This window comes from Pseudomonas cedrina subsp. cedrina (genome assembly GCF_001983175.1).
Lineage (GTDB): Bacteria > Pseudomonadota > Gammaproteobacteria > Pseudomonadales > Pseudomonadaceae > Aquipseudomonas > Aquipseudomonas cedrina.
This window is the reverse complement of the sequence record NZ_MNPW01000001.1, coordinates 198,241-211,470: the sequence shown is the minus strand read 5'-3', so window position 1 is coordinate 211,470 and position 13,230 is coordinate 198,241. Positions and strand designations below refer to the sequence as shown.

Sequence of the window (13,230 nt, the reverse complement as noted above, 5' to 3'; positions counted from 1 at the left end):
CACCTGTTTTTGTGAGAACCGACCGCATGTACAAGCTTGAAGTCCAAGACCTGCATAAACGCTATGGCAGTCATGAAGTGCTCAAAGGCGTGTCCCTGGCCGCCGCGGCCGGTGATGTGATCAGCATCATCGGTTCCAGCGGTTCGGGCAAAAGCACCTTTTTGCGCTGCATCAACCTGCTGGAGCAGCCCCACGCCGGCAAGATCCTGCTCAACAACGAAGAGCTGAAACTGGTGGCCAACAAGGACGGCGCCATGAAGGCCGCCGACCCCAAGCAGTTGCAGCGCATGCGTTCGCGCCTGTCCATGGTGTTCCAGCATTTCAACCTGTGGTCGCACATGACTGCGTTGGAAAACGTGATGGAAGCCCCGGTGCACGTGCTGGGCATGCCGAAAAAAGAAGCCCGCGACAAGGCCGAGCACTACCTGGCCAAGGTCGGCGTGGGCCATCGCAAGGATGCGTTCCCCGGGCACATGTCCGGCGGTGAGCAGCAGCGCGTAGCGATTGCCCGTGCCCTGGCGATGGAACCTGAGGTGATGCTGTTCGACGAGCCAACCTCGGCACTCGACCCGGAACTGGTCGGCGAAGTGCTCAAGGTGATGCAGGACCTGGCCCTGGAAGGCCGCACCATGGTGGTGGTGACCCACGAAATGGGCTTTGCCCGTGAAGTGTCGAACCAGTTGGTGTTCTTGCACAAAGGCATCGTCGAAGAACGCGGCAACCCGCGGGAAGTGCTGGTGAACCCGCAGTCCGAGCGTTTGCAGCAGTTTTTGTCGGGCAGCTTGAAATAATCAAGACTGCTGTTGTGCACTGATATAGGGCATTCTTCACAATCTTGATGGCTAGCCACAATCCCCTGTGGGAGCTGGCTTGCCTGCGATAGCGGTGCATCAGCAGCAGATGTATTTACTGACCCACCGCTATCGCAGGCAAGCCCGCTCCCACAGTTGGATCTTCATCAGCTTTTGAGATTTGTGTGGGTTTACCAGCTAGCATTGGCCTTTGTCTTCATTACCGTTCCTCGCTTCGGATAGCACTCCATGACCGCCCACAAAATTGGTTTCCTGATCTGGCCCAGCACAAAGGCACTGACGCTTGCGCTGGCTGAGGAGGCCTTGCGCGTTGCCCAGCGGGTGCATCCGGACGTGATCTACGAGTTGTCGTTCCTGCAAGCCGAGCCTGTAATGGAAGGCGCTTGGCAACTGCCGGGTGAGCCATGGGCCGGCAAACTCGAAGGTTTCCAGAAGCTGTTCCTGCTGGCGGACGAACCGCCGACCGTCATCGCTTCCCAATTAAGCTCCGCCCTCAAGCAACTGGTGCGCGCAGGCTGTGTGATCGGCGGCTTGTCGGCCGGGGTCTACCCGCTGGCCCAGCTCGGCCTGCTCGACGGCTACCGCGCCGCCGTGCACTGGCGCTGGCAGGACGATTTCGCCGAGCGCTTCCCCAAGGTCATCGCCACCAGCCACCTGTTCGACTGGGACCGCGACCGCCTCACCGCGTGTGGCGGCATGTCGGTGCTCGACCTGCTGCTGGCGGTGCTGGCCCGTGACCACGGTGCTGAACTGGCCGGAGCGGTATCGGAAGAACTGGTAGTCGAACGCATCCGCGAAGGCGGCGAACGCCAACGCATTCCGCTGCAAAACCGCCTGGGCTCCAGCCATCCCAAGCTGACCCAGGCGGTGTTGCTGATGGAAGCCAACATCGAAGAACCGCTGACCACCGACGAAATCGCCCAGCACGTGTGCGTGTCGCGACGACAACTCGAGCGCATCTTCAAGCAATACCTCAACCGCGTTCCCAGCCAGTACTACCTGGAGCTGCGCCTGAACAAGGCGCGCCAGATGCTCATGCAAACCAGCAAGTCGATCATCCAGATCGGCCTGTCGTGCGGCTTCTCCTCGGGGCCGCATTTCTCCAGCGCCTACCGCAACTTCTTCGGCGCCACGCCCCGTGAAGACCGCAACCAGCGCCGCAGCAGCAGCCCGTTCGAATTGTCTTCGGTGCCGTCCGAGCGCGGTTGAGCTTACTCCTCCATCGGCTCCGGCTCCGGCTCCGGCAACGGCGGCTGCAACGCTTCGCCCTCGGCATCCACCGTCGCCTCCGGCACCTGGAAATCCACGCCGGTGCGCAGGTAGTACTGGCGCAGATAACCCAGGCTGCGCGCGGACCACGGGTTACCGCTCAGGTCTGAATCGTCCTGGTAGGTCGTGGATCGGTCCAGCAGGTCGGCGGGTATCTCGCGGATCTGGTTGTTGCTCAGGTCCAGTGTGTACAGCTCCGGCAGCCGGAATACCGCGTTCGGCGGGTCGCGCAGCTCACAGTTGTGCAGGTGCAGCGACGCCAGCAGGTTCAGGCCACTGACGTCGGGCGCGTTGCCCAGCGGGTTATGGCTCAATTCCAGGAACTCCAGCGCCGGCAAGTCGCTGAAGCTGCGCGCGCCGGCGGCGGTGAGGCGGATATCGCACTGCGACAAATCCAGGTTCGCCAGCTTCGGCATGCTGAAGATCGCTTGGGGCAGGTCGTGCAGCACGCACTGGTTGATGATCAGGGTTTGCAGCTTGGGAAAACATTGCAGGGTGCCGTCGACGGCCGTCACCGTGCCGCCGCCGCGCAGGTCGAACGAGGTCACGTGGTCCAGCCTTGCGCTCAGTTCGGGCAGTGCGCCCAGGATCGGCACGTCAAGGGTCAGCGCATGGGTAAACTGGTCGTCGAGGCTTTCCTCGTCCTCGGGGCTTTCGCGGCGCCAGGCTTGTTCCAGCAGGCTTTTGAACTGATCGCGCGCCAGTTGTTCGCGGGCCCGCATGGGTTCGTCCAGGGGCACGTCGAGTACCGGATGGCGCTCGGGAACATTGAGCGCCCACTGCTGCAGGTCGGTGCTCAGTTGCCGATATTCCGCCTCCAGGCGTGCCAGGGTCGGGGCAACGTCATCCAGGCCACCGGGCAGGCTGAACACAAAACGGTCGGCTTCGTGATCCTCAAGGCTTGGGTACAAGGCCTGTGCGCGGAGGCGTTCGGGCTGCGGGGCCTGGACGTTGAAGTACTGGAGCGTCTGGCCGTAGTGGCTTTTGATCTGTTCCAGGCTGGCCCGCGACAAGGGGTTGCCGGCCAGATTCAGCGCATGGGTATTCGCTGCCGGCAGGCTGAACAGCGCCGGGGGCAGGGTTTGCAGCGCGTTGTCGCTGAGGTCGACTTCGCGCCGTGGGAAGTCGCCGAGCAGGCCTGCGGGCAGTTCGTGCAGGCCGGTGTTCTTGAGCAGCACGCTGGCCAGGCCCGGCACCTGGCTGAAGTCAGGCAGTTGGCCGAGCGGGTTGTGGCTGAGGTCCAGGTATTGCAGGTGGCCCATGCGCTCCAGGCCACGGCTGCTGGCGGCGCTCAGGGTGATCGAACAGCGCGGCAGGACCATGACGGTCAACCGCGGCATGCTCAGCGCGCTCGGCGGGATGTCGCCGAGCGCGGTGTGGCTCATTTCCAGAGTCTGCAGCGCCGGGAAACTGCGCAGGAACCCGTCCAGGTCCACGGCTGTTCCGTCACCCTCCACGAGCAACGAGGTGATGTGATTGAACCGCGCACTCAGTATCGGCAGTTCACCGATCAGCGAGCGGGGGACGGTGAGCGCGTGGAAGTAATGGGTGTTCGGCTGCGGGTAGCGCCGCCAGCTGGTCTCCAGCAAGCGCCGCAGGGCCAGCCTGCGCCCGCGCTCGTTGCCCGTCAGGGACTCGCCCTGCGCCCATTGGTCCAGTTCCTGTTGCAGGGTGTCCAGTTCCATCACCAGGCGCGCTATCTCGCGACGGCCCGCCTCCAGGTCACCGGGCAGGGCGTAGACCAGACGATTCAGTTTATCGCGGTCCAGGGCCGGGAACAGCAGGTTGGCGTCGCGCACGTCAGCGGCCGGGGCGTCGATTTCCCAGTAGGTGTCATGCTGCTGAAAGTAGCGCTTGACGCGTTCAAGGGTCGCTGGCGACAGCGGGTTGTCACTGAGATCGAACCGTTTACTGGTCTCGGCGGGCAGTTCGAACAGTGCTTCGGGCAACTCGGTAATCTGGTTGCCCTCCAGCGATGCGGCCAGCAGTTCCGGCCGATTGAGGATACCGGCGGGCAATTGACTGATGCCGGTTTCCGACAGGTCCAGGGCGTTCAGGTGCGGCATGCCTTGCACACTGGGCGCACGACCCAACGGGTTGCGATGCAGCGCCAGTGCCTTCAGTCGGCTCATGGCGGCCAGCCGGGCGTGGCTCGCCTCGGTGAGGCGGATCTGGCAGTTGCTCAAGATCAGATGGGTCAAGGCGCTCTGGCTGTTGATAGACGGGGGGATGTCGTCCAGGGGAATACCTTTGACTTCCAGATGGCGCAACCGCGTGAACTGCGCGAGGAACGCCTGTGCGCCGTGGGTATCGACACTGCCGGTAAGGGACAGGAAGGTCACATGGTCGAAATTCGCCGCCAAGGGAGGCAACGCGCCGGTGATCGGATAACCCAGCCGCAGCCTGTGGCCGTCGCGATTGGAGTCCTCGTAATAGTCGTCGATGTCGGTTTCGCGGCGCCAGCAACGCTTGAGCTGATCGCTGACCAGGCGACGGTTCTGTTGCTCGTAACGACGCTGGCGAATGGTCAGCAGCGCGCCGGAGCGTGGGTGGTGGGTCTGCACTTCGTTTTGCCAGATGCTGAGCTGGCTCTCCAGTTGTTGGTATTCCCCGGCCAGCGCGGCCAGTTGGTTTGCGGCGCCGCCTGGCTGGGTATGCAGGTGTGACAGCAAATCGTTGAGTTGCGGTTCGCCAAGGCCGGGAAACAGCTGCTGCGCCCGTTCCAGTAGAACCTGACCTGGCGACAGGGCGTGAAACCCCGCGTCATGGCCCAGCAGGCGCAAGGTCTTGCGCGCAGGTTCGGGCGGCGTACCGGCATCGAGCACTTGGCGCAGTTCGGCGCGCGGCAGCGCCTGTTGGCGCAGAAGCCGCCGCAGCTCGAGGCCCTGATGAATCTGGATGTTCAGCGCTTCACGCTGAGCGTCGGGCAGGGCGCCGAGAATGGCGCTGTACAGGTCGGTCTCGCCGGACAGCGCGCCCTTGGCGTCGTGGGGCGCATAGCGGCCGGTTTCGGTGCGCACCAGGCTACGCTGCAGCGGCGCATCTTCAGCGCCGATGCGGTGCCATGTCGGGCCGTCGGGCGAGTGATGTTTGAGTTCCAGTCGGATCTGGTCCGACCAGCCCGGCTGGATTCTCAGGCTGTTGAGCGCCAGTCGGTCGCTGTCCAGGCTCTGTACCGCGTCCAGGTGCAGGCCTTCATAAGCGCGATTGAGGCGCAGCGCATCCAGCGCGGCTTCGGCTTGCTCGGCCAGGCGCTGGGGCGTGTGACGTTCTTCCAGGGCTTGCAGCTCTTCGCCGCTGGCGTGGTCGATCAGGCGCTCGGCGCAGCGCGCTGGCAGGGTGGGGACGCTGTCCAGCAGTTGCCGCACGGCCGGCGCTTCGCTCTGTTGCAGCAGGCCATAGCGGGAATCGAACAACGGGGCGCGATTGCGCTCGGCGATCCGTGCCAGGCGCTTGCGCAGGTGTTTGACGCGGGTGGTCAGGCTGAGCTGCGGGTCGCTGGCGCGTTCGCCGAAGTGGCTGCGGATCTCTTCTTCGCTCAGGCTTTCGAGTACGGTCTTGAGCAGCTCGCCGTTAGTCAATTGGGCTTCATGGATCTGCACGACCGGGGCGTCCTGGTCGCCAAAGGCCCAGGTGGTTTCGCCGGCGGCATTCAAAAAGCGCAGGCCACGGGCGTGGGGCCAGTCGCCAAAGGCGGTGAGCAATTGCAGTTGGTCCTGAGGATCGACCTGGCCGTATTGCGCCGGGTCATCGCTGTTGAGGCGATCGATCAGGGCCTGGATCGAGCGGTCGATGCGCAGGCGCGCCAGGCTGTCGTCCAGCAGTGGCGGCAGCGGCTCGCTGTTGAAGTGCATCTTGCGCAGCGCGCCTTCGGGCACGTCGCTGAGGCTCAGGGCCAGTTCGCGGTCGGCCGCGCCGAGGCCCTCGGCACGATGCCCGATGCGCTGCAACAGCGTGCGGCGATCCCACTGCAGCGGATGCTCCAGTTCAGTGTGCCAACTGCCCGCGCCGTTATGCCGCAACCTGGGCCTGTAGGCGTCGCTACGGGTGGGGTGCTTGATCGCGTAGCCAGCGCCGTCAACTTGACGTTGCACTGCGTAGAAATGCCCGTCCAGTGGCAGGATCGATTCGCCGCGAACCTGGTGCAGGCCCAGGTGATCGATGCCCAGGTTCGCTGGCAGGTCGAGGTTCTGCCGGTAAGGCGCAAGGTCCGGTTTCCAGTAGCGCGTGGCGCCGTCCGCGAGCGTCACGGGTTTATGGCGGTCGATGAAATCCAGCACTGGCTGTGGCAAAACCTTGCGCAGTTCGGCCGCGCCTATCGTGCCGCCCGCCGCGAATGTGCCCACCTGCACCAGCGCCTGCAGCACACTCATCAAGTGGCCGAATGCTTCCTGGGGCAAGCCTTCAGCCCAGTCGACAATGCCCTCGAACACGTCGTCCAGCAGTTGGTAGGCCATGTAGCCCAGCATCAGCTCGCCCAGGCCGGGGATGAACGGCGCCACCACAAACAGCGCCGCATTGAGAATGGATGACGCCACATTGACGAAGGAATCCCACAGCGCCCAGCGGGCTTTCAGGTCCACGTCGGCGGTGGGCACGGCGGTGGTGCGGGCGTCGTTGAGGATCTTGTTCACCTGCTGTTGATAGAGCGCCTGCCACACATCGCCTGACAGTGGCGTGGCCGCAAATTGCAGCTTGGGATCGTCGGTCGGCGTTTTGCGCCAAGGCGCCAGGCCGCTGCCGCGCTGTGGTGGGTTCCATTTGATGCGCGCCAGGCGCTGGCTCAGGCCGGAAAAAAACAAACCACGGTGTTCATGGGCGACAAAACGGCTGAAGAACGCCTGATAGTCAGCGTCTCGCAACCGTTGCGTCAGGGCCTGCTTGAAGGCCAGCGGCGAGAAATATTCCTTGAGCGGTGCGTGCGGGTCGTCGGGGATATAGGCGACCAGGCGCGGGATGGCGCGTGCCTGTTCCAGGTCGGCGGCGAATAACAGGATGCCGGTCAATGGGGCTTGCATCACGCTCAGGGTCTGCAGACGTATTGTTTGGTCGCCGAGCCGCGGCGCCGAGCGGCCGTCCATCAGCGCGGTGACGGCCTGGGCGAAGTCGGGCTGGATGTCCCCACGCAACTGCGCCAGGTGCAAGGCGCTGCGCAAGGCGGCCTTTTGGCTGGCCTCGACTTTCAATTGCAAGGCCGCGCCGGCCACCGGCTCGTTCAAGCCCAGCGCGTCCTTCAGGTAGCGCTGGTAGCGCGCGCCGATATCCAGTTCGCGGCACAGCCTGGCGAAGCGCGCGACACTGATTTTTTCGCGGATCGCTGGCAGGGTGACGAACTGGTCGTTGGCATCCGGCTCGGTGATAAAGGTGGAGGCGGGCTCGAACGCATTGTCCAGGGTCTGTTCATGGTCGAAGTTGACCAGTGCCGCGTCCAGCAGCGAAAGGGTCAAGGTGCGCGCCGCGCCGGAGGCAATCGGTAGCCAGGGCAGGTTTTGCGGGATGTACAGGCGCAGGCAGGTGCGCTGGGCGTCGAGGTCCACGCCAAACTGATTGATTAACGCGTCTTCCAGAATCGTTCGGGCGAATGTCCTGGCGTCCCGCACCTGCTTGAGCGCGTTGTCCACGGCGTTCTGCGCGGCCCAGTGCACGCCGCTCAAGCGCTTGAATTCGGCGCGTTGGGCGGCGGACGCGGGGGGCAGCGGGGTAGGCGTGGCGGCGGCAAAGGCCTGGCGTTTGGCGGGACTGGCCTTGCCCAGCCAGGCCGGAATGGCGTTTGTGAGGGGCCGGTAATGGCTGTCGGGTTGGTGGGTAGTCATGCTGAAACTCGTCAGTGGCATAAAGCACAGGAGTAGATCAGCGCGTTTCACGTGTGCGGCTCTAGATAGTTAGGGCGTGTGCCGGGCGTATTGGCCCTGCCGTAAAAACCTCGGGCAGTTTAAACTGCGCCATTGCGACGCTATTTGTCGCATTGGCGTAAACCCGCGTAAAACGGGGGTTGGCGCTATAAGAAGTTGTCGCTTGGCGGCAAGGCCGCGCTGAAAACTGTCCTTACAATCCCTGCATCGTCCGCCAGTTCCAGGCGGACGTTCCTCTTCAGGAGACTCCGATGTCCGTTGAGCAAGCCCCGGTGCAACGTGCCGATTTCGACCAGGTCATGGTGCCTAACTACGCCCCTGCCGCGTTCATCCCTGTGCGTGGCGCAGGTTCCCGCGTATGGGACCAGGCCGGCCGCGAGCTGATCGACTTTGCCGGCGGCATCGCGGTCAACGTATTGGGTCACGCCCACCCGGCGCTGGTCGGTGCATTGACAGAGCAGGCCAACAAGCTGTGGCACGTCTCCAACGTTTTCACCAATGAGCCGGCCTTGCGCCTGGCCCATAAGCTGATCGACGCCACCTTTGCCGAGCGCGTGTTCTTCTGCAACTCCGGCGCCGAGGCCAACGAGGCGGCGTTCAAGCTGGCCCGTCGCGTGGCGTTCGACCGTTTCGGCACCGAGAAGTACGAAATCATCGCCGCGCTGAACAGCTTCCACGGCCGTACCCTGTTCACCGTCAACGTCGGTGGCCAGTCCAAGTACTCCGATGGTTTCGGCCCTAAAATCACCGGCATTACCCACGTTCCTTATAACGACCTGGCGGCGCTGAAAGCTGCCGTGTCGGACAAGACCTGCGCCGTGGTGCTCGAACCGATCCAGGGCGAGGGCGGCGTGCTGCCGGCCGAGCTGGCCTACCTGCAAGGTGCCCGCGAACTGTGCGACGCCAACGACGCGCTGCTGGTGTTTGACGAAGTGCAGACCGGCATGGGCCGCAGCGGCCATCTGTTCGCCTATCAGCATTACGGCGTGACGCCCGACATCCTCACCAGCGCCAAGAGCCTGGGCGGCGGTTTCCCGATCGCGGCGATGCTCACCACCGAAGCGTTGGCCAAGCATCTGGTGGTCGGCACCCACGGCACCACTTACGGCGGCAACCCGCTGGCGTGCGCGGTGGCCGAGGCGGTGATCGACGTGGTCAACACCCCTGAAGTCCTGGCCGGCGTGAACGCCAAGCACGACCTGTTCAAGGCGCGCCTGGAGCAGATCGGCAAGCAATACGGCATTTTCACCGAAGTGCGTGGCCTGGGCCTGTTGATCGGCTGCGTGCTGAGCGATGCATTCAAAGGCAAGGCCAAGGATGTATTCAACGCCGCCGAGAAAGAAAACCTGATGATCCTGCAAGCCGGCCCGGACGTGGTGCGTTTCGCCCCGAGCCTGGTGGTGGAAGAGGCGGACATCAACGAAGGCCTGGATCGTTTTGAACGGGCTGTGAAGACGTTGACGCAAGCCTGATAGCGACACATTTATCTGCCGCACCGCAGATCAAAATGTGGGAGCTGGCTTGCCTGCGATGGCAGTGGTTCAGTCACCCCAACATCGACTGACCCACCGCTATCGCGGGCAAGCCCGCTCCCACACTGGTCTTCGGGTGAGTCCCGATGGGGCGCAGGACATTTTCTCTATGAAGTTTTCGAGTTAAGGAGTGACACCATGCTGGTGATGCGCCCCGCGCAAATGGCTGATCTGGGCGAGGTACAGCGTCTGGCTGCGGACAGCCCGATTGGTGTCACCTCCTTGCCGGACGACGTGGAACGCCTGAGCGACAAGATCGCCGCCAGCGAAGCGTCGTTTGCGGCCGAGGTCAGTTTCAACGGCGAAGAAAGCTATTTCTTCGTGCTCGAAGACACTGACACCGGCAAACTCGCCGGCTGCTCGGCCATCGTCGCGTCGGCCGGTTACTCGGAGCCGTTCTACAGTTTTCGTAACGAGACCTTCGTGCACGCCTCCCGCGAGCTGAAGATCCACAACAAGATCCATGTGCTTTCCCAGTGCCACGACCTCACCGGCAACAGCCTGCTCACCAGTTTCTACGTGAAGCCGGCGCTGGTCGGTTCGCCGTGGTCGGAACTCAATTCCCGTGGCCGCCTGCTGTTCGTCGCCAGCCACCCCGAGCGCTTTGCCGATTCGGTGGTGACCGAGATCGTCGGCTACAGCGACGAGAACGGTGATTCGCCGTTCTGGGACGCCATTGGCCGCAACTTCTTCGACCTCAACTACGCCGCCGCCGAGCGCCTGTGCGGGTTGAAAAGCCGTACCTTCCTCGCCGAGCTGATGCCGCATTACCCGATCTACGTGCCGCTGCTGCCGGACGCCGCCCAAGAGGCGATGGGCCAGGTGCACCCGCGTGCGCAGATCACCTTCGACATCCTGATGCGCGAAGGCTTCGAGACCGACCATTACATCGACATCTTCGACGGCGGCCCGACGCTGCACGCACGGGTCTCGGGCATTCGCTCGATTGCCCAGAGCCGCGTGGTGCCGGTGAAGATCGGCGAGATGGTCAAGGGTGTCGGTCGCCAGTACCTGGTGAGCAACGCGCAGTTGCAGGATTACCGAGCGGTGATGCTGGAGCTCGATTATGCGCCCGGCAAACCGGTGACCCTGGACCTGGACGCGGCCGAAGCGCTGGGCGTCGGCGAAGGTGCCAGCGTGCGCCTGGTTGCGGTTTAAGCAGAGTTTTGCGGGTGGCCTGGAGCAGGCGGCCCGTTTGAGGAGATAGCATGATTGTTCGTCCCGTACGCAGCAGCGATTTACCGGCCCTGATCGACCTGGCGCGCAGCACCGGCACCGGCCTCACCACCTTGCCGGCCAACGAGGAACGCCTGACCCACCGCGTGGGCTGGGCCGAAAAAACCTTTCGCGGCGACGCCGGGCGGGGCGATGCCGACTACCTGTTCGTGCTGGAAAACGACGAAGGCCGGGTGGTGGGCATTTCCGCGATTGCCGGCGCGGTCGGCCTGCGTGAGCCGTGGTACAACTTCCGGGTCGGCCTGACCGTCAGCGCCTCCCAGGAGCTGAATATCTACCGCGAGATCCCGACGCTGTTCCTGGCCAACGACCTCACCGGCAACTCCGAACTGTGCTCGTTGTTCCTGCACGCCGATTACCGCACCGGCCTCAATGGCCGCATGCTGGCCAAGGCGCGGATGTTGTTCATCGCCGAATTCCCGCAACTGTTTGGCAACAAGATCATCGCCGAGATGCGCGGTGTGTCCAACGACGCCGGGCGTTCGCCGTTCTGGGAAAGCCTGGGTCGGCATTTCTTCAAGATGGAATTCAGCCAGGCCGACTACCTCACCGGCGTGGGCAACAAGGCGTTTATCGCTGAGCTGATGCCGAAGTTTCCGCTGTACAGCTGCTTCCTCTCCGAAGACGCGCGCAACGTGATCGGCAAGGTGCATCCGGATACCGAACCGGCGCTGAGCATGCTCAAGAGCGAAGGCTTCAGCTACCAGGGCTATGTCGATATTTTCGATGCGGGCCCTGCGGTGGAATGCGAAACCAGCAAGATCCGTGCGGTGCGCGACAGCCAGTCGCTGGTGCTCGCCATCGGCACGCCAGGGGACGACGCCACGCCGTTCCTGATCCATAACCGCAAGCGCGAAGACTGCCGCATCACGGCCGCACCGGCCCGCCTGGCCGCAGGTACGCTGGTGGTCGATCCTCAGACGGCCAAGCGCCTCCAGTTGGTGGTTGGCGATCAAGTGCGCGCCGTACCGTTGTCCGCAGCTCGGGAGTCGAAATAATGAATTCGTTGTATATCGCAGGTAGCTGGCTGGCCGGCCAGGGTGAACTGTTTGAATCGCGTAACCCGGTGACCCAGCAAGTGCTGTGGGCCGGCAACAGCGCCACGGCCGAGCAGGTCGAGTCTGCCGTGCAGGCCGCGCGCCAGGCGTTCCCCGCTTGGGCTCGACGTTCGTTGGAAGATCGCATCGGCGTGCTGGAAACCTTCGCCGCTGTCCTGAAAAAACGCGCCGATGAAATCGCCCGTTGCATCGGTGAGGAAACCGGCAAGCCGCTGTGGGAATCGGCCACCGAAGTCACCAGCATGGCCAACAAGATCGCCATCTCGGTGCAAAGCTACCGCGAACGCACCGGCGAAAAGAGCGGCCCCCTGGGCGATGCCACCGCGGTATTGCGCCACAAGCCCCACGGTGTGGTGGCGGTGTTCGGCCCTTACAACTTTCCTGGCCATTTGCCGAACGGGCATATCGTCCCGGCGCTGCTCGCGGGTAACACCGTGCTGTTCAAGCCGAGCGAACTCACGCCGAAAGTCGCCGAGCTGACCGTACAGTGCTGGATCGACGCCGGTTTGCCGGCAGGTGTGTTGAACCTGCTGCAAGGCGCGCGGGAAACCGGCATCGCCCTGGCGGCCAACCCTGGTATCGACGGTTTGTTTTTCACCGGTTCCAGCCGCACCGGCAATCATCTGCACCAGCAGTTTTCCGGGCGTCCGGACAAGATCCTGGCCCTGGAAATGGGCGGCAACAACCCGCTGGTGGTCGACGAAGTCGCTGATGTGGATGCGGCCGTGTACACCATCATCCAGTCGGCATTTATCTCCGCTGGCCAGCGCTGCACCTGCGCACGCCGCCTGCTGGTACCGGAAGGCGCTTGGGGCGATGCCTTGCTGGCGCGCCTGGTGGCGGTGAGCGCGACGATTGAAGTGGGCGCGTTCGACCAGCAACCGCCGCCGTTCATGGGCTCGGTGATCTCCCTCGGCGCCGCCAAGGCCTTGATGGACGCCCAGGAATTGATGTTGGCCAATGGCGCCGTAGCGCTGCTGGAAATGACTCAGCCCCGGCACCAGGCCGCGTTACTGACGCCTGGCATCATCGACGTGACCGCCGTGACCGAGCGCGAAGACGAAGAGTTGTTCGGCCCGCTGTTGCAGGTGATCCGCTACGCGGATTTTGCAGCGGCGATCGCCGAGGCCAACAACACTCAATACGGCTTGGCCGCGGGGCTGCTGTCGGATTCCGAAGCGCGCTACCAGCAGTTCTGGCTGGAAAGCCGCGCCGGTATCGTCAACTGGAACAAACAGCTGACCGGCGCCGCCAGCACCGCGCCGTTTGGCGGGGTAGGGGCCTCGGGCAACCACCGCGCCAGTGCTTATTACGCGGCGGATTATTGCGCGTATCCGGTGGCGTCGCTGGAGACCCCGAGTTTGGTGGTGCCAGCCACACTGACCCCGGGTATTACGCTCAAGTGAGAGTGACACCGATCTAATGTGGGAGCTGGCTTGTGTGGGAGCTGGCTTGCCTGCGATGGCATCAC

The 13,230-nt window shown here is 63.6% G+C and carries 7 protein-coding genes; 6 read left to right on the top strand and 1 reads right to left on the bottom strand.

Features of this window, described 5'->3' with window-relative positions:
• Positions 1-26: 26 nt before the first annotated feature.
• Together BLL36_RS01015 and BLL36_RS01010 are read left to right on the top strand one after the other, a co-directional pair.
• Complete coding sequence (locus BLL36_RS01015; RefSeq protein ID WP_076949625.1) at positions 27-791, top strand: ABC transporter ATP-binding protein; 765 nt, start codon at positions 27-29, stop codon at positions 789-791.
• Between the two features lie 249 nt (positions 792-1,040).
• A complete protein-coding gene (locus tag BLL36_RS01010) occupies positions 1,041-2,021 on the top strand; it encodes a GlxA family transcriptional regulator (RefSeq protein WP_076949624.1) in 981 nt (326 codons plus the stop codon).
• Positions 2,022-2,023: 2 nt separating this feature from the next.
• Here the strand turns inward: BLL36_RS01010 and BLL36_RS01005 are convergent, their stop codons facing one another.
• The gene (locus tag BLL36_RS01005; RefSeq protein WP_083735247.1) at positions 2,024-7,894 is read right to left on the bottom strand and encodes a dermonecrotic toxin domain-containing protein; all 5,871 of its coding nucleotides are present in this window, start codon (positions 7,892-7,894) and stop codon (positions 2,024-2,026) included.
• A 290-nt stretch (positions 7,895-8,184) separates the two neighbouring features.
• On the opposite strand from BLL36_RS01005, the gene BLL36_RS01000 reads away from it, so the two are divergent.
• The 4 genes from BLL36_RS01000 to astD all read left to right on the top strand — a co-directional run bounded on the left by BLL36_RS01000 (position 8,185) and on the right by astD (position 13,165).
• The gene (locus tag BLL36_RS01000; protein WP_076949622.1) at positions 8,185-9,405 is read left to right on the top strand and encodes an aspartate aminotransferase family protein; all 1,221 of its coding nucleotides are present in this window, start codon (positions 8,185-8,187) and stop codon (positions 9,403-9,405) included.
• A 198-nt stretch (positions 9,406-9,603) separates the two neighbouring features.
• Positions 9,604-10,623: an arginine/ornithine succinyltransferase subunit alpha gene (gene aruF, locus BLL36_RS00995; RefSeq protein WP_076949621.1), complete on the top strand. Its 1,020-nt coding sequence runs from the start codon at positions 9,604-9,606 to the stop codon at positions 10,621-10,623.
• Positions 10,624-10,673: 50 nt separating this feature from the next.
• Positions 10,674-11,699, top strand: coding sequence for an arginine N-succinyltransferase (gene astA / locus BLL36_RS00990; RefSeq protein ID WP_076949620.1), 1,026 nt, complete (start codon positions 10,674-10,676; stop codon positions 11,697-11,699).
• Complete coding sequence (gene astD / locus BLL36_RS00985) at positions 11,696-13,165, top strand: succinylglutamate-semialdehyde dehydrogenase (RefSeq protein ID WP_162279256.1); 1,470 nt, start codon at positions 11,696-11,698, stop codon at positions 13,163-13,165. Before astA ends, astD begins: the two co-directional genes overlap by 4 nt.
• Positions 13,166-13,230: the final 65 nt, after the last annotated feature.